Here is a 25,241-nt window from a genome sequence, read left to right as displayed (position 1 = left end):
AGTAGTAATTTATTTTCCATGTCTTGCAATTGTATCTTCAATACTGTAGTTCTTGCCCATTTCAAGCAGCTCATCAGAAGATGCATTTTTATTTTTTGATTTAATCAGCTGATCAACTTCATCTGTTGTCCATGCATATACACCATCATTATGAAGGTATGTCATATAATCAGAGAATTCCTGACCAGATTTACATACAATAAAGTTAACCGGTACTTCTACTTTGTCAAGAGCATTTCCTTCCAGTGCATTGTAGATAAGTACGAACGGGAATACTGCATCAGCATACTGTCCACCGATTGCACATACTGTTTCACCATTGTCAAGGCTTCCCTGACAGTTTTCTGAAAGGTCACAGAATGCGATCTTAACCTGACCTTCACGTCCTGCTGATTTGATTGGTTCTGAGCAGTATTCAATACCAAGAAGTGTAATTGCAATACCATCGATAGAATCATCTGCTGCAAGGAAATCTTCTACTGCTTTTGTGAATTCAAGGCCTCTGTATTCACCAGCTTTTTTAACTTCCGGATGATCTTCAAATGCTTTCATCATACCTTCCCATCTTCTGTCATGGCAGGTAATTCCAGGTTCATAGCCAATTGCTGCAATGTTCTTGCATCCTGAATCAATAAGGCTTGTTACGATTTCATATCCTGCATCGTAATCTGCTTCATAAGATCCACCAACAAAGTAATCACTCTTGTAAACCTGATCTTTGATGCTTTCATCAATCTGTGACCAGCCTACACCAAGATAAACTTCATTTTCTTCACAAATTTTTAATCCCTGAAGGACTGCTGTTCCTGAGAAGTTTGTTGTGATAATACCATCAACACCCTGTGCACAGAGGTTTTCAATTGCAGAAAGATATGTTTCATCTGCAAAGTTTTCAATAATGTAATAGTTAAATTTTACACCATATGCTTTTCCAAGATAATCTGTGTATGCTTTGTATTTTGCGCAAAGGAAATCTGTTGTTGTATGGATAACTACACCAATTGTGTATTTACCATCCGGATCTCCACAAATTTCATCCTGACCTGATTTGTCTCCCCAGACTTCCTCTGTCTTTGCATCTTTTGTCTCTTTTGAACTGCTGTCTGATTTCTTGCTTCCTGAAGAACCACCACAACCGATTACAGAGAATACCATCATAACTGCTAATAAAACAGCTACTGCTCGTTTAATTCTTTTCATTTCTTTTCCTCCTCTTTTTCTCCTTGTTTCATCTATTACTCCAGTACACCATCTTTGTTCTTTACATATGTAAGGAATACTAACAGTAACAGTACCAGTCCCTGAATTCCTTCAACCACACGTTCGTTAACACCCAGGATAATCAATCCATTTCTCAAAAGGATAACAGAAAAGCTTCCGACCACAGCTCCGATCATTTTTACTTTAGAACCTCCGGACAATGGCACACCTCCAAGTACCAATGCTGTGACAACGTTCATTTCCATTCCCTGACCAGTTGAAGTACTTACACTTCCGGCTCTTGCCATAAGGATAAATCCTGCAATACCTACCGTGATACCACTGATAATGTAAGCGATCATTCTGGTTCTATTAACGTTTACGCCTGCCTGCTTTGCAGCGGCTGGATTTCCTCCAATTGCTTTATTATCTTTTCCAATTGCTGTTTTTTCGAATAAAATATAGCAGATAATAAAGACTCCTAACAGCATTCCCAGCTTAAATTTCTGATTATCAAATTCAAAGAGTTCAACCGGAATACTATATTTCTGTGATGCACATACCGTATTTAAGATTCCACGACACATATACATGATGCATAGTGATGTGATAAATGGCGAAACCTGCAAATATACGGAAACAACTCCGTTCAATACGAACCATACCAGTGCTGCAAGAATGTTTGTAATAAATACTACTCCTGCCGGTACTCCTGTGTTCGCAACTAAAATCGCAACTAAAACGCTGAAACCGATAACACCACCGTATGACAAATCCATTCCGCCATGTGAGTATACGAAAATTGCACCAAATGCCATAATCGCAATATATACGGTCTGATTCAGAATACTATTGATATTACCTTTTGTCAGCAGTTTCCCTTCTCCTCCGACCTGAAATATGATAATCATTAAAATGATTCCAAGGAAAGGAATTATTTTCTGAAGAATTTCTTTTGCCTTAGCTTTCTCTTTCACTTTTATCCCTCCTAAACCATCTTCTTGATTAATACAGATTCATTTAACTCTTCTGACCTGGTAAATGAATCCTGTATCTGACCATCTTTCATAATCAGAATACGGTCACTCATTCCAATCAGTTCCGGAAGTTCTTCTGAAATCATCAAAATAGATTTTCCTTCTTTTTTCAGGCGGTACATCAGCTGATACATAAATGCCTTTACACCAATATCAATTCCTCGTGTCGGGCAGTCCAGGATATAAATTTCTGACTCATTACCAAGCCATTTTCCAAATACAACTTTCTGTTTATTACCACCACTTAAATCACCTACGTTTTGTCCAATCTCTCTGCATTTAATGCTCATATCTTTTACCTGTTTATCGGTAAATTTCTTTTCAGCACCTTTGGTAATTACACCACCTTTTGCGATCATTGACAAGGATGGTAAAACGGTATTTTCCATGATACTTGCTGATAAGATCAGTGCTTCCTGGTCTCGATTCTTGGATACATATCCAATCTTGTTCTTGATTGCCTGTTTTTCTGATGTAATCTTTTTTCCATTTCCAAGTTTTACTTCACCATACAACGGTTTAACATTTCCAAATAACGCTTTTCCAAGTTCATGCATTCCGCAGTCTGTTAACCCACCTATTCCAAGGATTTCTCCTTTATGAAGTTCCAGTGAGACACCTTTAAGGCTATCTCCTACATACAGTTTTTCTGCTGAAAGCACAACCTCTTTCCCATAGCTTCCATCGTAATCACTTCGATAATAATCTCCGGTAAGTTTACGTCCTACCATCAACTCTTTTATCTTTTCCTCTTCAAACTCAGATTTTTCAAGTTCAGCAACAAACACACCGTCTCGCAAAACAATCAGCTTGCTACAAACCTCCATCAGTTCTTCCAGGTCATGGGAAATAAACAGTACTGTCTTATTTTCCTTCTTCATGTTCTTAATAACCTGGTAAATGATATCCCTTCCTCGTTGAGACAAGGCAGTTGTTGTTTCGTCAACGATGAAAATCCTTGGATTCGTATACAGTGCTCTTACAACTTCAATCAGTTTTCTTTCTTCCAGACTGTATTTTATGATCGGATCTTCCGGATGAATATTGTCAATTCCGATTTTTTCAAGTGCCTTTCTTGCTTCCTGATACATCTTTTTTCTGTCAACAACACCATGTTTTGTAAACAACTGCTCTTTTCCGATAAAAAGATTATCTGCTACTTTAATTCCCGGAAGTGTTCCCATTTCCTGGGCAATCATACTGATTCCATGATTCTGTGCATCCAGTGTGTCTGCTGGTTTATATGGTTTTCCGTCCAGAGTAAGCTCTCCTTCAGATTGCGGATAAACTCCGGAAATAATAGAGGAAAGAGTTGACTTTCCGGAACCATTTTCTCCGATCAGACCAATAACTTCTCCTTCATCAATGGTTACAGAAACGTCTTTCAATGCCTGAGTAAGTCCAAAGTTTTTTGAAATATGTTTTGCTTCCAAAATCACGCTCATTTCGTTGCCACCTCCCTCTTTCCTTCTTGTTTTATTATCCTAAAACAATTACATTCCATGACATTTTTGGTAATACTACAGAATTTGCAGCTGTTACCTCTTTCTCTTCCATTTCAACTGCATCCGGATGTTCAATTGTGTTCATTACAGAATAGTCATTTCCGGCAAGTACCAGATGTTTCTTTACTTTCTTATCTCCATATCCCTGTAAATCAACTTCAAATTCAACGTCCTCTTCCTGATCGCAGTTCAGAACGAAGATTCTTACTTCATCATTTTCCTCATTATAGATAACTGCTGGTTCAACAACATTTAATTCACCTAAATCGCACTGATATTTCGGTGCATCCACAATGGCTTTCTTAACAGTTCCATGTCCATATTTGCTGAGCATATGGAACGGATGATAAATCGCCTGTTTGAAAATTCCGCCTCCCGGAATTGTTGTAATCGGAGCAATCACATTGATAAGCTGTGCCAGGCATGCAATTTCAACTGTATCTGCATTGTTCAACAATGAAATCCCAAGTCCTCCAACAACAACTGCGTCCAGCAGACTGTATTTTTCCTGCAGAATCGGTGGTGCGATTTCCCATTTTCCAGCTGATGTCATCTCGAACGTTGTAAGTCCCATTAAATCATCCAGAGAATCCAGTTTGATGTCCTGGAAATTCCACACATTCCATTCATCCAGACAAATCTTTAAATCTTTATCAAAATGATTTTTAGCCTTTACATACTCAATAACTTTTGCGCTGTTTTTGATATGAGAATCCAGCTGTTTATAGGAAGCAAGATAATTTGTTGTTCCCTGTCCTGAGTTCATTGTATAGTTATGAGTTGATAAATAATCAACCTGATTATAAAGATCTGTCAGCATTGTTCTGTCCCATTCCATATAGGTTGGTAACATTTCATAACTGCTTCCGCAGGCAACCAGTTTAATAGAAGGATCAACCCATCTCATGATCTTTGCTGCTTCAAGTGCTTTCTTTGTATAATCTTCTGCTGACAAATGTCCTGCCTGCCAGCTTCCTTCCATCTCATTCCCAAGGCACCAATATTTGATATTATATGGTTCTGGATGTCCGTTCTGGGCTCTCAAATCACTCCAATAGGTTCCACCCGGATGATTGCAATATTCAACCAGATCGCCGGCATCTTTAATACTTCCTGTTCCAAGGTTGACTGCGATCATCGGTTCAATACCAACTTTTTCTGCCCACTGGCAAAATTCATCAATACCGAACTGGTTTGTTTCAATACTTGACCATGCATAATCCATACGTTTTGGTCTTTTTTCTTTTGGTCCAATTCCATCATGCCAGTCATAGCATGATACAAAGTTTCCACCTGGATAACGAATTACCGGAACGCCTAATTCTTTTACTAATTCCATGACATCTTTACGATATCCGTCTTCATCTGCATTTGGATGCCCCGGCTCGTAGATTCCTGTATAAATGCTTCGTCCCAGATGTTCTGTAAAAGACGAGTACATTTTGTCATCAATTTTTCCAATGTCGTAATGGATGTCACTAAAGCATTTTGCTTTTTTCATTTCTCGTTCCTCCCTTAAACTTTCATATTCTCCTGTCGTTCATTTCAAACGATTCTTTGTTATGTGAATATTTTAGAATGGCGCCTGTTTTTTCACTATATTCATTTTTTATGTGAATGTATAAAATTTTTTGGTTTTATAAATTTCTTCCAAAAAATGTGTAATTTTTTTAAGTTTGTTAAGTATTCTGCATAATTTCAAACAAAAGTCACAGTCTTTCACATTAAAAAAGTCCCATATGGCAACCCTTTCCGTCACCATACAGGACTTCTCCTTCTTTTCCTTTTATTCAACATTCTTCGTCGCAACAATATCCACGCCCGTGTCCGCCACATTTTCAAGAATCACATCCCCAATATGAACCGGAGCCGGAACTTCAATTCCTTTGAGCGCCTTCACACATTCAAAGATCTTGCCCTTCGGGATATCTTCTTTCGTCTTCACCGATACCATATCGATGCTTCCGCCGGACACCCGCACGGTCGAAGTTACGATTCTCGTCGGATTCGTCACTTCTTTTCTTGCGTATACATCACCGCGCTTGCAGGTATTTCCGGTTACACCCACTACTTCTTTCCCATTCATTACAACTGTAAGAGGGCAGCCCATCGGACAGCCTATACATGTCAATTTTCTCTCTTCCATCGTCTACGCCTCCTCAATCTTTACTGTGATGGTCTGCAGATCCGGGTATTTCAGAAGCTGCTCTTTTGTCAGCTTAATCTCTTCCATCTCACCTGGTGCAACAACCGGACGTTTTCTGTGGATCACTCTCTCATCATCAAAATATGCACTGATATAACAGTTCTTGTAGACACCGCCCACACGGAAACGCACAGTCAGATTTTCATCCATCCGGTCTACGTTAATTGTTCCGGGTACAGTATAGCGGACACCTTCAATCGGATTCATCCGAATCTCTTTTCCGTCCTGTCTGCGCTCTTCTCCCAGTTTGACGTATTCCGCAGCATTTCTTCCTGCAGTTCCGGCTTCTTCCGATACAAAGTCAACCAGGTCATGCACATGCAGGACATTTCCGCAGGCAAATACACCTTCGATGTTTGTTTCCAGGCTCTCATTTACCTTTGGTCCTGATGTGACAGGGTTCATATCCACGCCCATGCCTCTTGAAATTTCATTTTCCGGGATCAATCCTACGGAAAGAAGAAGCGTATCACAGCTGTATTCTTCTTCAGTTCCCGGAATTGGTTTTCCGTGACTGTCCACCTGTGCCAGTGTAATGCCTTCCAGCCGCTCTTTCCCTTTGATGTCCACAACGGTATGGCTCAGCTTCAGCGGAATATCATAATCATCCAGACATTGTACAATATTTCTCTTAAGCCCTCCGGAATACGGCATCAGCTCTGCAACAACCTTAACCTTTGCGCCTTCAAATGTCATTCGTCTCGCCATGATCAGTCCGATGTCGCCGGAACCAAGGATCACGACCTCCCGCCCCGGCATATAGCCTTCGATATTGACCAGTCTCTGTGCCGTACCTGCCGAGAAAATACCCGCCGGACGATAACCCGGAATATTAAGTGCACCTCTGGAACGTTCACGGCATCCCATTGCCAGGACAACTGCCTTCGCCTGAATCTCGAAAAGACCTTCCTCCCGGTTCATTGCGGTGACAACCTTCTGTGGGCTGATATCCATAACCATTGTATTCAGCTTGTATTCAATATTCAGTTCTTTCGCCTGATCAATAAAACGTCCTGCATATTCCGGTCCGGTCAGTTCTTCCTTAAATGTATGGAGTCCGAATCCGTTGTGGATACACTGATTCAGGATTCCGCCAAGTTCTTTGTCTCTTTCCAGGATCAGGACACTGTCCACTCCGCTTTTCTTCGCCGAAATTGCAGCCGCAAGTCCTGCCGGTCCTCCTCCAATGATAACAATATCATAAGCTCTCATGATGCAATGCCTCCCTCTTATAACGAATCCTTATTAGTACCTGTGACAATTTTAGAATCTCCACCGGATTTTGTGATCTCGAACATACTCACATGGCGTTCTCTCGCCAGGATTTCCATCGTTCTCGGTGAACAGAATCCAGCCTGACATCGTCCCATTCCGGCTCTTGTTCTGCGTTTTACCCCATCCAGAGATTTGGCACCGAGCGGTCTGTTGATTGCATCCATGATCTCACCCTCTGTAACCATTTCACAACGGCAGATAATATTTCCATATTCCGGTTTCTCTTTGATCAGTTCCATTCTTTCTTCCTTGCTGAGTGCATTCGGATCTAGAACACCCTTTCTTGTTGCGATAAAATCTTCTTTTTCTTCCAGATTCATTTTCTCTTTCAGGATCTGTGCCACCATTTCTCCGATTGCCGGTGCACTGGTAAGTCCCGGTGATTCAATGCCTGCACAGTCGATAAATCCTTTTGCATCCTCCACTTCCCCGATCAGGAACTCATGTCCGTCCTCATGTGCACGAAGTCCGGCAAATGAAGTAATCACCTGACGGAGCGGAATATTTTTCACATTCATCTCTGCTCTTTCGATCACCTGGTCCAGACCTTCTCTTGTTGTATTGGTCCCTTCTTTATCTTCGATATCGATCGCCGTTGGTCCAAGGATCAGATTACCGTGAACCGTCGGTGCAACCAGAATACCTTTTCCATATTTTCCCGGAAGTGCAAAAATCGTCTTGCTCACATGACTTCCCGCACTCTTATCAAGCAGGCAGTAATCTCCTCTTCTAGGGGTAATATGGATCTTCTTCTCACTTACCATATTATGAAACTTGTCTGCATAGACTCCGGCTGCATTTACCACGTACCTTGTCTGAAAAACTCCGTTATTTGTATGGATTTCCCATCCCTCATCTATTGGTTTAAGATCCGTAACTTCCGTATCAAATTTGAACTCCACACCATTTACATTTGCATTCTCAGCCATTGCAATGTTCAGATTAAACGGACATACAATTCCGGCTGTCGGTGCATAAAGTGCGGCATACGCCTGATCAGAAATATTCGGTTCCATTTCTTTCAATTCCTTACAGTTAAGAATTCTTAACTCCTTAACACCATTTGCAACACCTCGGTCATACAGTGCCTGAAGATTCGGCATATCCTCCTCATGCAGACATACAACCAGAGAGCCATTTTTCTTAAATGGGAAATCCAGATCCTTTGAAAGCTGTTCCATCATCTGATTTCCCCTGACATTCAGTTTTGCCATCAGCGATCCTTCTGCCGCATCATAACCGGCATGGACAATTGCACTGTTTGCCTTGGAAGTACCACAGCATACATCCTCTTCTTTCTCGATTACACATGCCTTCACTTTATAACGTGACAGCTCTCTTGCTGTTGCCGCACCGGATACTCCAGCTCCGATAATTATTACATCATACATTCCCAGATCACTCCTTAATAACTGTTTTTTCTTCCTGAACTTCCTGATTATGAAAAAGAGCCTGCCAAGTAAACGCATTTCCTTTATGCGGTTATCCTGTCAGGCTCTCTCATCTCATGCCATTACCATTTTCAATTCTGAACTTTTACCACGGAATTGCCCCATACAGTAATACTGCTGCGATTGCTCCGATGATTGGTCCGATGATCGGTACAACCAGACCGTATCCGAAGTTTGAATCACCTTTTCCTTTAATTGGAAGTACTGCGTGTGCAAGTCTTGGTCCAAGATCTCTTGCCGGGTTGATCGCATAACCGGTCAGTCCGCCAAGTGACATACCTACTGATACGATAATTCCGAATACAAATAATTTGTCAACGCCTGTGGAAAGTCCTGTCACGTTTCCAATTCCCTTGATCGCAAATACAAGGATAAATGTTCCAACTGCCTCACTGAAAATATTCAGTCCTGTGTTTGCAATCGAAGGTCCTGTACAGAATACACCAAGCTTTGTTCCCGGATCTTCTGTGGCGTCAAACTGTCCTTTGAAAAGTAAATAAACGATACAGCCGCCTACGAATGCTCCTGCGATCTGGGCGATGATATATCCAGGAACCATCGACCATGCAAAACTTCCGTCCACTGCAAGCGCGATTGTAAGTGCCGGATTAAAGGAAGCTCCTGAAGCCTCTCCGAAAATAAATGCCGGAAGCAGAACTGCAAGACCCCAGGCAAATGTAATCTGAACCGCACCGGCACCTTTCATACCGGATTTGTTAAGGTTCACATTTGCTACTACTCCATCTCCAAGAATAATAAGTATCATTGTTCCAAGAAACTCTGCTATATAAGGTAACATAATAAGTCCCCCTTTTCCCTATTCAATGTTCCGTTTTCATTTCCTTTTTACTGTCAAAATCTAATCTTCTTTTGCCCATCCGTAAGCATATTTGACAGCCTTATTCCAGCCTTTGATCCGTTTTTCTCTTTCTTCATCTGCAATCTTTGGCTCGAATGTCTTATCAATTGCCCAGTTCTTAATAACATCCTCTTTACTTGCCCAGTATCCAACTGCAAGACCTGCAAGATAAGCAGCTCCCATTGCGGTTGTCTCTACACACTGCGGACGGTTAACCGGTGCATTGATGATGTCAGACTGTGTCTGCATCAGGAAATCATTTGCACTTGCTCCACCGTCAACCTTAAGTGCTGCAAGTTCAATTCCAGAGTCAGCTTTCATTGCTTCCAGAACATCATTTACCTGATAAGCAAGGGATTCCAGAGTTGCGCGGATAATGTGATATTTATTAACGCCACGTGTAATTCCTACGATCGTTCCTCTTGCATACTGATCCCAGTGCGGTGCTCCAAGTCCGGTAAATGCAGGTACTACATAGCATCCGTTTGTATCTTTTACTTTCTTAGCCATGTATTCTGAATCCGGTGCGGAATCAATAATACGAAGTTCATCTCTCAGCCACTGAATTGCAGCTCCTGCCACGAAAATTGAACCTTCCAGTGCATAATTTACTTTTCCATCCAGTCCCCATGCGATGGTTGTTACCAGTCCGTTCTTTGAGAAGATCGGTTTCTCACCGGTATTCATCAGCATGAAACATCCGGTTCCATATGTATTCTTTGCTTCGCCTGCATTGAAGCATGTCTGTCCAAACAGTGCGGACTGCTGGTCTCCTGCTGCTCCTGCGATCGGAATCGGTCCACCGAGGTAAGAAGGATCTGCTTCTCCATATACACAGCTTGACGGTTTTGGTTCTGGAAGCATGCATTTCGGAATGTTCAGCTCTGCAAGAATCTCATCATCCCATTCAAGCGTATTGATATTGAACAGCATCGTACGGGAAGCATTTGAATAATCAGTTACATGAACTGCACCTTTTGTCAGTTTCCAGATCAGCCATGTCTCAACTGTACCGAATAATAATTCTCCCTTTTCTGCTCTCTCTCTTGCTCCCGGCACATTATCAAGAAGCCATTTTACCTTTGTCCCTGAAAAATACGCGTCGATAACAAGTCCTGTTTTTTCTCTGAATTTATCGGTAAGTCCTTTTTCCTTCAGACTGTCACAATACTCAGAAGTTCTGCGGCACTGCCATACGATTGCATGATGGATCGGCTCTCCTGTCTCTTTGTCCCAGACGATGGTTGTCTCTCTCTGGTTTGTAATACCGATTGCTGCAATGTCCTCTGCTTCTGCCCCAATCATGTTCATTGCTTCAACGGCTACACCAAGCATACTTGCCCAGATCTCATCTGCATCATGTTCAACCCAGCCCGGTTTCGGGAAATACTGTGTGAATTCCCTCTGTGCAACGCTGCACATTTCTCCTTTTTCATTGAACAGGATACATCTGTTACTTGTTGTTCCTGCGTCCAGTGCCATTACATACTTAGCCATACTCTTTTTCCTCCTTTAATAAAAATCGCTGCTTTGCATGTTTTATAGTAAAGCGGATGTTCTATGCCGCTTCGCTACTTACTCATCCTCAAATACCTGTACTTTGTTTAAATATCTTCTGTTACTTTTGTTTTACATTTTCCAGACTTCATGATTCGTAGATGAAACTGCGATCGCTCCAGCTGAAAGTGCCGCCATCACAGATTCTTTGTCCGAGATCAGACCACCTGCAATGATCGGTGTCTTTGACATTTTACAGACTTTTCCGATCACCTTCGGCATCACACCCGGAAGTACTTCGATATAATCGGGCTTCACGGCGTGTTGTTGCTGCCTGATATTCTCATATGCCATCGAATCCAGAAGAAAATACCTTAGGACTGTGAACAGCTTAAGTTCCTTCCCCCTTTTAATCAATGCGGCTTTTGTGGAAATTATTCCATCTGCTTCTGTATTTTTCCGGATAAAATCTACGACAATTTCCTTACTGCTAAGACCGTTTATCAGGTCTACATGAACCATCGCAACCTTCCCGGAATCTTTTATCTGTTGGACGATCTCACGGATCGAACAGACATCTCCAAATAAAATAAACACAACCCGGATATCTTCCAAAGAACAGCAGATTTTTAAATCATCCATGTTCTTTACTGCTGCAATGATCGGATTTTCTTCTACTGCTTCATGAAAAAAACTGCTCATTTTTTCACCCCTCATACTATGATCGAGTAGGATGCTCCTGCCCACTCTGTATACTTTGTACAGCCTCTGCACTTGGCTCATCGTATAATCGAGCAGGCTGACTCCTGCTCGATCTGTATACTCCGTACAGCATCTCACTTAGCAGCTCGATGATGTACATTCGCCAAATGTAGATCCTTGTGCAAGCACAAATCTACACTTGGCTCATCGTATACACAAAAAAAGAGCGCCTCTTGTAACAGCCTCATGGCTGATATAACATTCGCTCTCCTGTCACGGCATCTCTCTTCAATTGCTTTTTCAACTTGACTTCACTATATCACATTGCACAATTATATGCAAATAATTTTTTCAAAAATATACTTTTTGTACAGTTTCTACAATTTTTTTGCCAATAATCAGGCTTGTTATTTGAAAAAAGATGTTTTTCTTTATGCAACTTTTCCGTTACTTTATTAACAAATTTTAGAATCAATTTTCTTTAATCTGAACGCTCACTTTTTACCATTTCTGTTCTGACTATTAAGCTTCTTTTTTTACATCAAAATGAAGTTCTCAGGATCGGGATCGCATTGATCACCGGTTCTTCGTACGGATGAACTTTCTTGATTGCTTCAATTGTCCTGTCAACTGCTTCTGTAAATACAGTGACTTCAACTTTTATTTCCGGTTCTTTGCTGATCTCTCCTTCATTTCCAATATAAGGATTGCAGCCTTCAAGCGGACGCCAGTATCCGGTCACTTCACTTGATGACATACAGGAATCGTAGTTCCCGATATGTCCGGCATCTACTTCCCGGAGGGTTTTCTGGAGGGCCGGAAGATGTGTTTCCGGGATGAAAATTTCTAATTTGCAGTATTTGAAATCCATGGTGTGTTCCTTTCTTCTTACTATGCATTTTTATGATGATACCAGGGGTAAAAGGTCAGAAAGCCGATGCAAGCTTGCTTGCAAGAGGATTTTTGACCTCTTGACCCCAACATCATCATTTTCATAATATACTACAATTCTTTTTCATGCAAATTCTATAGAAATTTTCAACTCGTTAATCAATTTTTACTAATTTTTTTAATTATTTAAAAAGGGGCAGCCATTTCGGCTAACCCCTACTAAGTTTCTTGAATCCAAAAAAATTCATCTACTTCTAAACAAAATATTTTAAGAATTCCTCAATTGTAACTGCGGTCTCATTTAAGTTTAATCTATCACACAAATCCCCGATGTAAGTCTTTTTCAACATACTGTCTTTTAATAATTCATCATCTGAAAAGATTTCTTTTGCATTTCCTACTCTTAGCAGGTTTTTATGTGACATTACAAATATTTTTTTAAAATTATTTACTGCGAACTCCATATCATGTGTTATAGTAACCACTGTTTTATTCTCTTTTTTCAGCTCTGTAAGAATATTTTCCAATCTATTAATTCCAATTAAATCTTGTCCGGCAGTTGGTTCATCTAAAATCAATATTTTATCGTCCATTGCCAATACAGATGCAATAGAAACAAATTTACGAATTGAAAGTGGAAGATTATACGGATTTTCCTGCATTTGTTCTGATAATCCACATAACTTAGCTGCCCATTCCGTTTTCTTCACAATTTCTTCTTCTGATAATCCTTGTTTTTTAGGTCCAAATCTAATTTCATCTTCGACATTATTATGAAAAATCTGATCATCCGGATTTTGGAATACATATCCTGCGATTTTTGACAGTTGTGCTGTTGTATAATCTTTTGTATCCATTCCATCAATCAAAACCGTTCCATGAGTTGGCTTTAATAATCCATTTATCATTTTTACAGTTGTTGTCTTTCCAGCACCGTTCTGACCTATAATAGCGATTGCTTCTCCTTCATTAATTTCAAAACTTACGTTTTCAACAGCGGAAAAACCATTCGGATACTGAAAACTCACATCTTTGAATTCAATAATCCCCATGTTTCTACTCCTTCTTTCCTATTTTTTGAAGCTGATCAGCCATTTCGTCTGAAGTAATAATGTTATCTTTCATTCTTACCCCATGTTTTTTCAATTCATTCGCGAGATAAACTGTTAACGGAAGCATAACTCCAAATTTTTCCAATTCAATCTCGGATAAAACGTCATGTTTATCACCATGACGAATTACTTTTCCCTGATGCAAAACCACTACTTCATCACAATATTCAGCCACTAATTCCATTTTATGTTCGACCAGAATAATTGTCTTCCCCATTTGTTTCATTGTTTTGATGATTTCAAAAACACGCTCCGTCTCCTGTGGATCCAACTGAGATGTCGGTTCATCTATTACTAAAATATCCGGTTCCAAAACCAGTACGGATGCCAGCGCAACTCTCTGCTGCTGCCCACCAGATAATTCAAATGGATTTTTTTCCTGCAAGTACGTTGTATTGGTAATTTCCATGATTTTCTCTACACGCGTCTTTATCTCCGCTACAGGCACTCCAAAATTTTCTAATCCATATGCAATTTCTCCATAGACAGTATCCCTGGCTCCTGTAATCTGGTTAAACGGATTTTGAAATACATATCCTATCTTAGATGCTATTTCTCCCATCTCATATTCTTCGAGATTCTTTCCGTCAATAATAACCTTTCCTTTCATTTCTCCTTGGAAAAAATTAGGAATAAAACCTCTTATAATATTACACAATGTTGTTTTTCCACTACCATTTGCACCTAATATCGCATAAAATTTTCCTCTTTCAAAAGATAAATTTACATCAGCAATACTCGGGGTTTTAGTCAAAGGATATGTATATGTAACATTCTGTATATCTATATAAGCCATAAAGCAACCCTCCCTGCAATACCTAAAACTCCTAATAAAGTAATTATTACAACTGCTTTTTTATCTGCTTCTGTTTTTTCTATATCATATAAATGTGTTGGCTTTATCCCAGATGAAAATCCTCTTGCCTCTAATGTCAATGCTCTTTCTTCTGTTCCGGCTATCGAGCTTAATACAAGTGGAATAATCGTCGGCACAAAAACCTTTGCTCTTACTAAAAGATTTCCTTCCGTTTCTACTCCTCTTGCTTTTTGTGCATTCATAATTGTCTGTGATTTTTTCTTTAAAACAGGAACCATTTGAAGTGTTGATAGAACCACATAAGAAGCTTTTGCGCTCATTCCGCTCTTTTCCAAAGCTAATACAAAATCCTTTTCCTGTGTAACCGAAAAGAACCAGATCAAGCTACCGCCTACTCCCATTAATGTGATTCCAAGTTTTAAAGCAAATAGAATTCCTTCTAACTTTGCATTAAATATCCAAAAAGAAAATATTACTTCCCCTCTTGGGTAAAAAAATGTCTGTATAAACAACAATATCACAAATAGAACACCGACTGAATTTCTCACTTTACGGATGAAGCTCTTCCAGACATCACTTAGTGCAGCTATGATATTAATAATTACAAACACAACCAACTTACTTAAAATCCCCGGCATAATGATATCTAAAACAACCAGAACTATTGCTAAATAAAATTTTGTTAACGGGTAGAGCCCGACAATTTTATTCTCTTGCTTCATTATTCATTCTCCTTAAAATATGTACTAGTTACTCTTTGTTTTAATGAATTTTTCTCCATATTTGTATTTAACGAGAGATCTTTCCGGTATTGCTTTAATGATAAAATATGCAATAAAGACTGAAATTAATTTACCAACACTTTCTGTTACAATATAAACTGATAAAACTGACTCTAAAATCTGTTTTCCGGTTGCCATTAATCCTGCTGCTAACATGGAAGCACCACCACCAGTTGCTCCTCCAAAGAAAAATACAGTGATCGGTGTTGCTGTAATAGTTCCTACTAATGCAATGATAATTCCTGAAATAACTAATTTCCAAACCTTTGTCATCATATTATATTTTGATAACAATCCTGATGAAATTCCAATAAAGAATGCACAGAAAGCATATGGAATCCATGTTGGATCAAAAATACCGTTAATTAAGTTTGTTAATACACCCGTAACAGCTGCCGGAAGTGGTCCAGCTAATGCACCGACTAAAATAACACCTATCATATCCAAATCTACCGGTATTTTTAATATCGAGGTCATCTGCCCTCCGACAATATTAATTGCAATCGCTACCGGAATTAATAAAATTACCATCATTGAAAATGTTTCATTCTTTTTCTTCATTTTTATTCCTCCTATTTTCCCTCAACTAAATCTGTAATATCTTCGTTAAATATTTCCTTATAAAATAACTTATAAAACTTAACTACATCAACATCATATGCATATTTTGCATTGCATTTGTTTTCGTTCCAGTGTCCACCAATATCTACAATCGACTGACCTCTGGCAATTCCTTCTGTCACCACATCAATATATGCCGGTTTTAGCTTTACAATAGAATTGTCCAAGAAATATGCCACCGTTAATACATCATGCATCGGTGAAACTGCTTTTCTTCTTGATCTCCAGTTTTCATCCATTCCTTCTTGCGTAATATTATATACAAATGTTGACAATTTAGTATTTAACATTCTTAATATTTCTCGCATACTGCCATCTAAAGCAATTTTATTTGTAACATCAAGTCCAATCATTGTCACATCCTGAATACCAGACATCAGGACTTCATGTGCTGCCATTGGGTCTGCCCAGAAATTATACTCTGCCACAGGACTCATATTTCCTGTATATTTTGCCCCACCCATAATAATTAATCGTTTTAGATTTCCGGCAAAATCAGGCGACTTACGAATTGCATGTGCGATATTGGTACATGGTCCTATGGCAAAAAGTGTAATCTCTTTCGGATGCCCATTTACATATTCCACAAGAAAATCAACTGCATTCTGATCCTCTTCTTTTTTATTCGAAGCGATAGTATGGGCAAAACCGCCTAAACCATCATCTCCAAATGCACTCACTGTTTCCGGCTGCTTCTGGTCTAATGCAACCGCAGATCCCCGATATAACGGAATATCCTCTCTGCCACACAAAGATAGAATATTCAATCCATTCCTTGTCGTTGTATCCAATGCTCCATTTCCGGTAACGCTGCATACTGCTTTTAAATCTAATTTTCCTGAGTATAACGCCAGTATAATAGCCAGTGCGTCATCTGAGCCTGGATCACAATCAATAATAATTTTTTCCTTTTCCACCTTACATTTTTCCTCCTTTCATTTCGTCTACCTCTTCACGAGTCGGAATTGATGTTTGTGCACCTTTTCTTGTTACTGCTATGGAAGAAGCTTTTTGTCCAAATTCAATTGCTTCTTTCCAATTTTTGTTTTGACTTAAAGCCAGCGCAAATGCTGCTGTAAAGCAATCACCTGCTGCCGTTGTATCTATGGCTTTTACCGGATATGCCGGAAAAAATTCTTCTATATCTTTATTGATATACAAACAGCCATCTCCACCCATAGTAACGATTACATTTTTTACTCCTTTCTTTATTAATATCTTTGCTGCTTCAGTTATATCTTTTCTGTTCTTCACTTCCATTCCTGTCAATATCTGTAACTCAGTTTCATTAGGCTTAATATAGTCAATACCTTTCAGTATATTTTCAGGAATATCTTTTATCGCTGGTGCCGGATCTAAAATTACAATTTTTCCATCCTCTTCCACTATTTTTTTCACATATCCAACTATCTCTAATGGAATTTCTAATTGCATAATTATAATATCACTTTGTTTAATCAAAGCCAGATTACTGTCAATCAGCTCTTTTGTAATTTTACCATTAGCACCGGCAATAATTATAATTGCATTTTCTCCCTGGTCATCTACTGTAATAAAAGCTTGTCCTGTTGGAATATCATTCATTACTTCTATTCTGGAAATATCTACTCCAACACCTTTTAAGCTTTCAAGAAGTTTTTCACCTTTTTCATCATTACCGACGGCTCCCATCATGGCAATGTTTCCGCCCAATTTACCTGCTGCAAATGCTTGATTGGCACCTTTTCCACCTGGTATCTGGGCAATACTTTTTCCTGCAATAGTTTCACCAGCTTTCGGCATACACGGAGTTTCTATAACAATATCCATGTTTAAACTTCCAACTACCAATATTCGTTTCATTACTCTTTTTTCATCCTCCTTCTATCGTTATACTTTTTATGAATTTCTCCTTCATATATATCTACCGACTTTCTATCTGGCAAAGCCGGCTGTACACCATAACGTGTAACGCTGATTCCTGATGCATAAATTGCAAAATCAATAGATTCTATTAATTTATGACCTTCACTTAAATAAACTGCAAGTGCACTAATAAATGAATCAGCCCCTCCCGTTGTATCTACGGCCTCAAATCCTGTTCCTTCAAAAAAGAGTGAATACTCATCATTCTTTAAATAACACCCTTCTTCTCCCAATGTAACAATTACGTTTTGTATCCCTTTATTTCTTAATATTTCAGCCTTTTCTTCAATCGTTGTACCTTCTGGAACTAAAGTAAATAATTCTTTTTTATTAGGTACAAAATAATCAATTTTATTTAAAATTTCATCCTTTACCTTTGAAGTTGGTTTAAGTATGATTTTTATTTCATTTTCTTCGCAATATCCGACCGTATATTCTATAATAGATTCCGGTATTTCTGTAGATATCAGGCAATATTTTGCTTTTTCAAATATATATTCATATTTTTTTAGATGTTTAATACTTAAATTTGTATTCGCACCGGCATAAACCGTAATAGCACTTTCTCCTCTTTTATCCACATGGATATAGGCTTTTCCACTTGGCAAAACCGAATCAAATCGTACCCCCTCCATATGAACATGATTTTCAATCAAATTTGTGTATATTCTTTTCCCATCTATATCATTTCCCAAGCAACCGATCATATACACCTGACCACCTAATTTACCAACACCCACAGCTTGATTTGCACCTTTGCCACCAGGGAAAACATACACTTTACTTGCCATCTGATTTTCCCCTTCTCCTGGAATTTTATCAGCTTCTATCGTAACATCTATGTTCATACTTCCTACTACGATAATCTTCTCTCCTTGTTTCTCTCTCAACGGTGGTGCAACACTATTACGATGTATGATTTGAGGTGAACACATTCTAACCGTATCCGTTTTTTGTCCTGTTTTATCCATTTCGAATAAACACTTTGTTCCCTCACTAACCATCTCTTCAATTGGGAAATCTATAGCTGTAATCCCTCCACTAACATACTGTAGTTCTTTTCCTTCGCCTATAGCGATAATTGATAGCTCCTCTGGAATATTTGTTTTTCTTTTTTCTAAAATTCCTGCTACACGACATGCTATTTCAGGAGTACCGCAAATAATAGCTGTTTCGCTTTCTCCAATAAACTGTGATATCCCAAACTCTTCTATTTCTTCATAAATATACATCCATGCTGGGTTTATTTGCATATTCTTATTTTGCATTGCCAATTTATAATCTTTTAAAAGTCCAATCTGGCTCTTATTCACAATACAAGCTATTTTCTGATGTCCTTCTTGAACAAAATTTTCTACTGCCAGTTCTACTGCTTCAGATATTTTATAATAAAAAATCGTTTCATTCAGTTCATTTAATCCACTGGTATCATTGTAATTAACGATAACCCCCTTTTCTCTCTTATCCGCTATGTTTACAAAATCTTCTGTTAAAATTCCTGATACCTTTTTCAAAATCATGTCCTGACACAATATTTTTGTATCATTCTCATCTTCCGAATATCCAATAACAAGACCATAATTATTTTCACGTGCTATTCTTTCAGCAACTGCTATGTATCTTTCTTTTTCCTGATTATTCTTTTGCAAAATCAAACCAACAAGTCGATTTTTCATACCGGCTTTATCAAGAAATTTAAAATATGGAACATAATGTTCTCGTTCTATTACCTCCAAAACCTTTTTTCTTGTTTCTTCACTAATATCCTTATCTTTCCCATTCATTACCTTCGATACCGTCGAAGCTGACACACCTGCCAAATTGGCAATATCTCGTATATTCATTTTTCTCACCTGGCTTTATCTAAAGTCTTTAGTAAACTCGTTTTGTATGTTTCAAGCTTATCATTTTGTGCATTTCTTTGCAATACATCATGTAAACGAAACTTTTTTCCGACACGTTGCACAATTTACAGTTTTACTAAACAATGTTTTGCACAGTAGGATAGTTCTTCATGATGTTCTTCAAAGAAAACAAAAGCCTTCAAACTGATCTTTTTCAATCAATTTAAAGGCTTTTACATTATTCAAATATCACCCTATATATAGTTTCTATTCCCCTTTTTCCTGTAAAATATCTACGATCGTCTTCTCCGTTCCGATCATTCCCGGTGATGCGATCTCTCCCATATGACGCATGGTATCTTCCGGTGTAAACCCATTGATTCCATGAATATCATCAATAAAGATTTCATGCATTGCAAAATCCGCCGACTGAAATGCGGCATTTACCGCCACGACTCCTTTCATCGTACAGCCCTTATTTCCGCCATGACAGATCATACCGGTAATACTGCTTGACATGTTGTTGATCGTTCTCGCCATGGCATGCTCATCACCTCCATGAAGGAAAACCAACGCACAGGCCATTCCTGTACCGGCAGCAATGCCGCAGCCACAGAAAGCAGAAAGCTTACCGGAATACTCTTTGATATACATGCAAATAAGATAGCTTAATGCGGTGGCACGATATAAGGTTGCATCGCTTAATCCACGGATCTTGCAAACACCGTAAAGAGGCATGGTTGCAATAATTCCATGTGCTCCTGAACCGGTAATGCTCATGGCCGGTTTGTCAAGTCCGATCACACGGGCCTCAATTGCTGCATTGCAAAGTAAAGATGCAGTCTTTAACTCATCATCCGAAATAATCTTTCCGCCATTTTTCTCAAGCAGATACCGTGCATAGGTTGTTCTCGGGTTCTGGATTCCTTCTTCAAAAAGAGCATAGTTCATCTCATAGGCAGCCTTGATAAATTCAATTTCCTCTGCCGGAACTTCTTTTGCGTATTCGTAAATCTGTTTTAATGTATAATTGTGGATCAATGGTTTTTCTTCGTGTCCACCTTCCACAGAAGCTTCTTCCTTCTCAAGAAGCACCTCTCCATTTGCCTCAATACGAACAATATTTGTATGTGCATCGCGAATCTGAACCATAGCCTCTCCGCCTGTTGTCTTTACACAGGCTTCTATAAAAATACGGCTTGTGATCTTACTCATTTTTACAGTAATTTTTCCGTCTTTTACCAACTGCTCTGCTGCCATATTGTCAGCTTCTGTTACATCAGCAAGACTCTCCAGCTCTTTCTCCGGTTTCCCTGCTACGACTCCAAGAGCTGCTGCGTATTCGTTCCCGTAAAAATGGCTGTTCGGGATACCACATGTATATGCATTTTTATACATACCGCTGTTCAGCAAAAGCGTAACCTGTTCCAGTTCTCCCGGAACGTAGGATTTTGCTTTTGAAACCGCATATGCGATCGCTCCCGGCTCGGTTACCCCAAGAGCCGGACGCATATCATCTTTGATTAATTGTGTTAATTCATGCATTTTCTTTTTCTCCTCTAATCAGATATTCAGATTATTGACTGCTTCAATGCTACTTCCATTGTAGCAAAGTTAAATGCATTATTCTACCAGATGACAGGCTACATAATGTTCATTTCCAACATTTCTGAAGATTGGTCCTTCTTCATGACAGCGTTTGGTAGCATATGGACATCTGGATGCAAATTTACATCCAACCGGTCCTTCTCTTGGAATATTCGAAATCTTTTGCTGTCACCGGACTTCCGTCTGACCATTTTGCATCTTTTCTCAAATGGAATGTATATGTTTTTCCTTCCTCCTTTACATCCTTTTTTTGAGTTTCGTTTTACGAAAAAGATTTTCTCTGTGTTTTTTTACTCACAGTACAATTATTACTGTCAGCATAATTTATTTTGTATATTATGTCAAAATATTGACATGTTCACTTTATTACTTTATAATATTTCAACAACTGTATGTTTTGTTTTTCTATAAGAAAACAAATAAGTTACATAAAGGAGGATTTTCTTATGAAAAAAGCACTAAAAATCTACATTTCTGTAGACATGGAAGGAATGGCAGGTATCACTTCTCCATCTCAGGAACGTGATGAGGTTCCTTCCTTCCGCCGCGCTTTACACAATCAGGTACGCTGGATCATCGAAGGAATTCATGCTTCCTCCAGAAATGATGAAATCGGGGAAATCACCATTTCTGATTCTCACGGAAGCGGAACGAACCTTTCTTATGATGAACTTTGCCAGATGGATGAACGTATCAGCTTAGTAAGCGGTTCTCCAAGAAGACAGTACATGATGTCTTGCCTGGATGAAACCTACGATGTTGTATTCCTTGCCGGATATCATGCCGGTCCGGGAGAAGATTTCGCCAATATGGATCACAGCTTCTACGGAAGAGTTGTTTCCAGCCTTAAGATCAACGGAGCCTATATGAACGAAAGTACAACGAACGCAGCACTTGCTGCTTCTTATAAGGTTCCGGTCGGTCTTATCATCGGTGATTCCGGCCTTCGCAAACAGCTTATAGAGAAAAAAATGATGCCATGGGTAAAATTCGTAACAACAAAAGAAGCTTTGTCACGCTATGCTGCAAAATTCCCACCACAAAAAGTTCTCAGGGAAAATACGATTTCTGCAGTAAAAGAAGTTCTTGATTCCGATTTAAGCAAAATTCCTTTATACGAAGTTGCGACTCCGATCAAGCTGGGATTTGAATTTAAATCAACAGCAATGGCAGACACTGTTGCACAAATTCCTCGCATGAAACGCTTAAGCGGTACAGAAGTAGAAATCATATGCGATGATATGCATGAATTAGAATGTGGTATCTCTGCAATTACCGGTCTTGCAGGAACATCTAACTAAACACCTGCCTATCATCCATTCTACTCTTCGATCAAAGAAAATGGACGTGTTATCATTGATCATCAATTAGATTGTGATGAAAACGGACGTTATTCAATCAATTTTTCTCTGAAAAAGCAATCAAAAACCGCTAGTTTTTATACTTGAATTGCGAAAGGAGGAGCGGAACCATGTATGGAAGCCGAATTCGCGAAATGCGAAAGAGAAGAGGGCTCACGCTCAAAGAGGTAGCTGAAGCTACCGGATACACAATAGGTCATATATCACAAATTGAAAGAGATTTAAAATCTCCTTCACTCGTAGCACTTAGAAAAATTGCAGCCTGCTTAAATTGTTCAGAAGTATGGTTGATCATGGATGACTCCGAACTCTCTGCCAAGTCATCTGAAGAAGGAAAGAAATCAAAGGAATCTTATTTGATGAGAAAAGAGAACCGAATTCCAATGAAAATCCCGGAAATCGATGTTTCCTACTCTATTTTTACACCTTCTAAACTTCCAAACGCACAAGAAGCACAAATGACCGGACTCATTGTGAGATTAAAGCCTAACACCTGGGTGACTGAGAAAATGATTTCACATGGTAATTACGACGAAAGTCTCCTGCTCCTCAAAGGGGAATTAGAACTCCGCATCGATAACAGCACTTATATGATCTACGAGGGCGACAGTTTCTATATCCCTAAAAATTGTTTACATAACTACCTGAATACATCAAATGAAGAAGCGACTATAATAGTTTACTTTTCACAATTAGTTTATTAAGGAAAACACGATTATGAAATATATTATTGATGCATATTTTGATTTGCTAACTGATGTCGCTGTACGCTGCAAAAATGGAGTGCTGGATATGAAAGAACATAATTATTCAGATGAACGGATTTCTCTGCTTGCAGGCAAAACTGGCTTTATGCATTCGAAAAAATCCTAAAAAAATAGTTTATCAGAAGGAGTATTTTTGTAATGAATTCAAATATGACAGAACAATTAGATCAGCTTTTCCGTATGTGGGATCGCGGTCTTTGCCCTGGCGCTCAGGTATTGATTCGCCAGCACGGTAAAACTCTTTACGAAAAATGTTTTGGATATGGAAATCTTGAAAATAAATTAAAAATCCATAAAGAAAGTATTTTCCATGTCGCATCGATTTCCAAAGAATTTACTGTTATGTCTATTCTTCTTCTCTGGAAAGAAGGAAAACTTGATTTAGATGACAACATCAAAAAATATTTAGATGAATATATCAACATTGAAACACCGATTACGATCCGCCAGATGATGAATAATGTCAGCGGACTTCGCGACCAATGGGAACTCTTATTTTTACGCGGTATCAAGATCAACGATCAGATTGACATGGATGATATCAATACAACGATATCTCTTCAGAAATCGCTGAACTTTGAACCGCAGTCACAGTATTTATACAGTAACACCGGTTTCCATTTATTGGCACTTATCGTTGAAAAGCTGTCGCAAATGAGCTTCCCACAATTTGTAAAAGAACGTATTTTCACTCCACTCGGAATGACACATTCTTTTGTCCGCGAAAGCTTTACACAGATTGTTCCGAATCTTACTTACTCTTACCAGGACGAAGGTGATGATACATTCTACTACAATCCACTGAACTATGCACTTTACGGACCAACCTCTGTAAATACCTGTGCTTCCGATCTCTGCAAAGTATTAGATGAGTACATTCATCCAAATGTGATCGATCCTGAAATTATCGAGCTTATGAAGAAACCTGTCCTTCTCAGCAATGGCAAAACGGCTGAATACTGCGGCGGACTGATCACCCATAAGCTTCATGGTCTGGATGTATTCGGTCATGGCGGTGCCGATGCTGCATACCGTGGTGAAATTATTTGCATTCCGGAAAAAGAACTGGAGCTTGTACTGATCAGTAACACCACAACTTACGCAATGTCTAAGCTTGCCGATAAAGCCGCCTGCATCGTACTCGGATTACCGGATTGTACCGAACCAGCCGTGCCGGAACATGAAAATGCACCAGCTCACAGCGGTGTATTCCTGACAGCACTTCCGGATGATCCAATGTTTGTTGATATCACAGAGCAAAACGGTACTTTCTATATGCAAAGAGAATGGTGCCGCACAGAACTGGTAAAAGAAGAGGATGGCGGTTATCGCATTGGTTCATTGGATGAAAAAATCTACTTCACAGATAACGGAATCCTTTATCGGCTTCCTGGTCGTGTACTTACATTGACCCCTGCCAAACCTGCAGATCCGGCACTTTTCCAGGAGGGAACCTATTACAACGATGAAACCGATTCCTTCATGAAATTAGTGAAAGTTGAAAATACCTGCGAAATCCATATGCGTCGTCATGGGAAAACAACACTTTACCAATCAGCATCAGGAAGTATTATCTTCCGAATGGATGCAAATCTTGTAATGTATGTAAAAGCTGAAAATGATACCATCATTATGGATGGCGGTCGTATAAAACATATCATTTACCAAAAACAATAAATTAACAGGACGCATGAAAAAACTTTCGTTTTTTCATGCGTCCTGTTGCTTATGGATACAATAACAGCTGTATTACACAAACAAAACTGTTTTCAGCATACTGACCGGATCACATCGCTTTTGA

At 39.1% G+C, this 25,241-nt stretch carries 24 protein-coding genes; 4 read left to right on the top strand and 20 right to left on the bottom strand.

Features of this window, described 5'->3' with window-relative positions:
• Nucleotides 1-9: 9 nt before the first annotated feature.
• The 20 genes from PGY05_RS03520 to PGY05_RS16770 all read right to left on the bottom strand — a co-directional run bounded on the left by PGY05_RS03520 (nucleotide 10) and on the right by PGY05_RS16770 (nucleotide 21,520).
• Nucleotides 10-1,200 (bottom strand): sugar ABC transporter substrate-binding protein, encoded by a 1,191-nt coding sequence (locus PGY05_RS03520; RefSeq protein ID WP_055247453.1) that lies wholly within the window; start codon nucleotides 1,198-1,200, stop codon nucleotides 10-12.
• Nucleotides 1,201-1,235: 35 nt separating this feature from the next.
• Nucleotides 1,236-2,177: an ABC transporter permease gene (locus PGY05_RS03515; protein WP_055247451.1), complete on the bottom strand. Its 942-nt coding sequence runs from the start codon at nucleotides 2,175-2,177 to the stop codon at nucleotides 1,236-1,238.
• Between the two features lie 11 nt (nucleotides 2,178-2,188).
• Nucleotides 2,189-3,682: a sugar ABC transporter ATP-binding protein gene (locus PGY05_RS03510; RefSeq protein ID WP_055247449.1), complete on the bottom strand. Its 1,494-nt coding sequence runs from the start codon at nucleotides 3,680-3,682 to the stop codon at nucleotides 2,189-2,191.
• A gap of 34 nt (nucleotides 3,683-3,716) precedes the next feature.
• On the bottom strand, nucleotides 3,717-5,243 hold the full coding sequence (gene arfA / locus PGY05_RS03505) for an arabinosylfuranosidase ArfA (RefSeq protein WP_055247446.1): 1,527 nt from the start codon (nucleotides 5,241-5,243) through the stop codon (nucleotides 3,717-3,719).
• 285 nt (nucleotides 5,244-5,528) lie between these two features.
• Nucleotides 5,529-5,888, bottom strand: a complete 360-nt coding sequence (locus PGY05_RS03500) for a DUF1667 domain-containing protein (protein WP_008373328.1) — start codon at nucleotides 5,886-5,888, stop codon at nucleotides 5,529-5,531.
• Nucleotides 5,889-5,891: 3 nt separating this feature from the next.
• On the bottom strand, nucleotides 5,892-7,160 hold the full coding sequence (locus tag PGY05_RS03495; RefSeq protein ID WP_008373326.1) for an NAD(P)/FAD-dependent oxidoreductase: 1,269 nt from the start codon (nucleotides 7,158-7,160) through the stop codon (nucleotides 5,892-5,894).
• Nucleotides 7,161-7,177: 17 nt separating this feature from the next.
• Nucleotides 7,178-8,614, bottom strand: coding sequence for an NAD(P)/FAD-dependent oxidoreductase (locus PGY05_RS03490; protein WP_270475362.1), 1,437 nt, complete (start codon nucleotides 8,612-8,614; stop codon nucleotides 7,178-7,180).
• A gap of 145 nt (nucleotides 8,615-8,759) precedes the next feature.
• The gene (locus tag PGY05_RS03485) at nucleotides 8,760-9,473 is read right to left on the bottom strand and encodes an MIP/aquaporin family protein (protein ID WP_022220047.1); all 714 of its coding nucleotides are present in this window, start codon (nucleotides 9,471-9,473) and stop codon (nucleotides 8,760-8,762) included.
• A gap of 60 nt (nucleotides 9,474-9,533) precedes the next feature.
• A complete protein-coding gene (gene glpK / locus PGY05_RS03480) occupies nucleotides 9,534-11,030 on the bottom strand; it encodes a glycerol kinase GlpK (RefSeq protein WP_008373317.1) in 1,497 nt (498 codons plus the stop codon).
• A 132-nt stretch (nucleotides 11,031-11,162) separates the two neighbouring features.
• The gene (locus tag PGY05_RS03475; RefSeq protein ID WP_173685253.1) at nucleotides 11,163-11,732 is read right to left on the bottom strand and encodes a glycerol-3-phosphate responsive antiterminator; all 570 of its coding nucleotides are present in this window, start codon (nucleotides 11,730-11,732) and stop codon (nucleotides 11,163-11,165) included.
• A gap of 541 nt (nucleotides 11,733-12,273) precedes the next feature.
• On the bottom strand, nucleotides 12,274-12,603 hold the full coding sequence (gene cutA, locus PGY05_RS03470; protein WP_173685252.1) for a divalent cation tolerance protein CutA: 330 nt from the start codon (nucleotides 12,601-12,603) through the stop codon (nucleotides 12,274-12,276).
• Nucleotides 12,604-12,877: 274 nt separating this feature from the next.
• Nucleotides 12,878-13,675: an energy-coupling factor ABC transporter ATP-binding protein gene (locus PGY05_RS03465; protein WP_173685251.1), complete on the bottom strand. Its 798-nt coding sequence runs from the start codon at nucleotides 13,673-13,675 to the stop codon at nucleotides 12,878-12,880.
• Between the two features lie 4 nt (nucleotides 13,676-13,679).
• The gene (locus PGY05_RS03460) at nucleotides 13,680-14,531 is read right to left on the bottom strand and encodes an energy-coupling factor ABC transporter ATP-binding protein (protein WP_173685250.1); all 852 of its coding nucleotides are present in this window, start codon (nucleotides 14,529-14,531) and stop codon (nucleotides 13,680-13,682) included.
• Complete coding sequence (locus PGY05_RS03455) at nucleotides 14,519-15,274, bottom strand: energy-coupling factor transporter transmembrane component T (protein WP_055260338.1); 756 nt, start codon at nucleotides 15,272-15,274, stop codon at nucleotides 14,519-14,521. The genes PGY05_RS03460 and PGY05_RS03455 overlap by 13 nt, the downstream gene beginning before the upstream one ends.
• A 24-nt stretch (nucleotides 15,275-15,298) precedes the next feature.
• Nucleotides 15,299-15,895 carry an ECF transporter S component gene (locus PGY05_RS03450; protein WP_055260339.1) on the bottom strand — a complete coding sequence of 199 codons (597 nt, stop codon included), beginning with the start codon at nucleotides 15,893-15,895 and terminating at the stop codon, nucleotides 15,299-15,301.
• A gap of 11 nt (nucleotides 15,896-15,906) precedes the next feature.
• Nucleotides 15,907-16,872: a nucleoside hydrolase gene (locus PGY05_RS03445; RefSeq protein ID WP_055260340.1), complete on the bottom strand. Its 966-nt coding sequence runs from the start codon at nucleotides 16,870-16,872 to the stop codon at nucleotides 15,907-15,909.
• A gap of 1 nt (nucleotide 16,873) precedes the next feature.
• The gene (gene rbsK / locus PGY05_RS03440; protein WP_173685249.1) at nucleotides 16,874-17,797 is read right to left on the bottom strand and encodes a ribokinase; all 924 of its coding nucleotides are present in this window, start codon (nucleotides 17,795-17,797) and stop codon (nucleotides 16,874-16,876) included.
• Nucleotides 17,797-19,704, bottom strand: coding sequence for a PfkB family carbohydrate kinase (locus PGY05_RS03435; protein ID WP_055260342.1), 1,908 nt, complete (start codon nucleotides 19,702-19,704; stop codon nucleotides 17,797-17,799). Before PGY05_RS03435 ends, rbsK begins: the two co-directional genes overlap by 1 nt.
• A 267-nt stretch (nucleotides 19,705-19,971) precedes the next feature.
• Entirely contained in the window at nucleotides 19,972-21,249 is a 1,278-nt protein-coding gene (locus PGY05_RS03430; RefSeq protein WP_173685248.1) for an L-cysteine desulfidase family protein, read from the bottom strand.
• A gap of 184 nt (nucleotides 21,250-21,433) precedes the next feature.
• On the bottom strand, nucleotides 21,434-21,520 hold the full coding sequence (locus tag PGY05_RS16770; RefSeq protein ID WP_442872492.1) for a hypothetical protein: 87 nt from the start codon (nucleotides 21,518-21,520) through the stop codon (nucleotides 21,434-21,436).
• Between the two features lie 238 nt (nucleotides 21,521-21,758).
• Here PGY05_RS16770 and PGY05_RS03420 point away from each other — a divergent pair, with 238 nt between their 5' ends.
• From PGY05_RS03420 to PGY05_RS03405, 4 genes are all read left to right on the top strand, one after another.
• Nucleotides 21,759-22,613 (top strand): M55 family metallopeptidase, encoded by an 855-nt coding sequence (locus PGY05_RS03420; RefSeq protein WP_270475361.1) that lies wholly within the window; start codon nucleotides 21,759-21,761, stop codon nucleotides 22,611-22,613.
• A gap of 170 nt (nucleotides 22,614-22,783) precedes the next feature.
• A complete protein-coding gene (locus PGY05_RS03415; protein ID WP_055260345.1) occupies nucleotides 22,784-23,377 on the top strand; it encodes a helix-turn-helix domain-containing protein in 594 nt (197 codons plus the stop codon).
• Nucleotides 23,378-23,390: 13 nt separating this feature from the next.
• Entirely contained in the window at nucleotides 23,391-23,546 is a 156-nt protein-coding gene (locus PGY05_RS03410; RefSeq protein WP_173685247.1) for a hypothetical protein, read from the top strand.
• A gap of 32 nt (nucleotides 23,547-23,578) precedes the next feature.
• Nucleotides 23,579-25,117 carry a serine hydrolase domain-containing protein gene (locus PGY05_RS03405; RefSeq protein WP_270475360.1) on the top strand — a complete coding sequence of 513 codons (1,539 nt, stop codon included), beginning with the start codon at nucleotides 23,579-23,581 and terminating at the stop codon, nucleotides 25,115-25,117.
• Nucleotides 25,118-25,241 lie beyond the last annotated feature (124 nt).

This window comes from Coprococcus sp. AF51-11b1 (assembly GCF_027682785.1).
Classification (GTDB): domain Bacteria; phylum Bacillota; class Clostridia; order Lachnospirales; family Lachnospiraceae; genus Allocoprococcus; species Allocoprococcus comes.
Note: the sequence above shows the minus strand (reverse complement) of the source record. Positions and strands in the feature narration are given on the sequence as shown.

Coding starts and splice junctions, on each gene's coding strand:
- PGY05_RS03520 (WP_055247453.1), bottom strand. CDS start 1,200: ATGAAAAGAATTAAACGAGCAGTAGCTGTTTTATTAGCAGTTATGATG.
- PGY05_RS03510 (WP_055247449.1), bottom strand. CDS start 3,682: ATGAGCGTGATTTTGGAAGCAAAACATATTTCAAAAAACTTTGGACTT.
- arfA (WP_055247446.1), bottom strand. CDS start 5,243: ATGAAAAAAGCAAAATGCTTTAGTGACATCCATTACGACATTGGAAAA.
- PGY05_RS03500 (WP_008373328.1), bottom strand. CDS start 5,888: ATGGAAGAGAGAAAATTGACATGTATAGGCTGTCCGATGGGCTGCCCT.
- PGY05_RS03495 (WP_008373326.1), bottom strand. CDS start 7,160: ATGAGAGCTTATGATATTGTTATCATTGGAGGAGGACCGGCAGGACTT.
- PGY05_RS03490 (WP_270475362.1), bottom strand. CDS start 8,614: ATGTATGATGTAATAATTATCGGAGCTGGAGTATCCGGTGCGGCAACA.
- PGY05_RS03485 (WP_022220047.1), bottom strand. CDS start 9,473: ATGTTACCTTATATAGCAGAGTTTCTTGGAACAATGATACTTATTATT.
- glpK (WP_008373317.1), bottom strand. CDS start 11,030: ATGGCTAAGTATGTAATGGCACTGGACGCAGGAACAACAAGTAACAGA.
- PGY05_RS03475 (WP_173685253.1), bottom strand. CDS start 11,732: ATGAGCAGTTTTTTTCATGAAGCAGTAGAAGAAAATCCGATCATTGCA.
- cutA (WP_173685252.1), bottom strand. CDS start 12,603: ATGGATTTCAAATACTGCAAATTAGAAATTTTCATCCCGGAAACACAT.
- PGY05_RS03465 (WP_173685251.1), bottom strand. CDS start 13,675: ATGGGGATTATTGAATTCAAAGATGTGAGTTTTCAGTATCCGAATGGT.
- PGY05_RS03460 (WP_173685250.1), bottom strand. CDS start 14,531: ATGGCTTATATAGATATACAGAATGTTACATATACATATCCTTTGACT.
- PGY05_RS03455 (WP_055260338.1), bottom strand. CDS start 15,274: ATGAAGCAAGAGAATAAAATTGTCGGGCTCTACCCGTTAACAAAATTT.
- PGY05_RS03450 (WP_055260339.1), bottom strand. CDS start 15,895: ATGAAGAAAAAGAATGAAACATTTTCAATGATGGTAATTTTATTAATT.
- rbsK (WP_173685249.1), bottom strand. CDS start 17,797: ATGAAACGAATATTGGTAGTTGGAAGTTTAAACATGGATATTGTTATA.
- PGY05_RS03435 (WP_055260342.1), bottom strand. CDS start 19,704: ATGAATATACGAGATATTGCCAATTTGGCAGGTGTGTCAGCTTCGACG.
- PGY05_RS03430 (WP_173685248.1), bottom strand. CDS start 21,249: ATGCATGAATTAACACAATTAATCAAAGATGATATGCGTCCGGCTCTT.
- PGY05_RS03420 (WP_270475361.1), top strand. CDS start 21,759: ATGAAAAAAGCACTAAAAATCTACATTTCTGTAGACATGGAAGGAATG.
- PGY05_RS03415 (WP_055260345.1), top strand. CDS start 22,784: ATGTATGGAAGCCGAATTCGCGAAATGCGAAAGAGAAGAGGGCTCACG.
- PGY05_RS03410 (WP_173685247.1), top strand. CDS start 23,391: ATGAAATATATTATTGATGCATATTTTGATTTGCTAACTGATGTCGCT.
- PGY05_RS03405 (WP_270475360.1), top strand. CDS start 23,579: ATGAATTCAAATATGACAGAACAATTAGATCAGCTTTTCCGTATGTGG.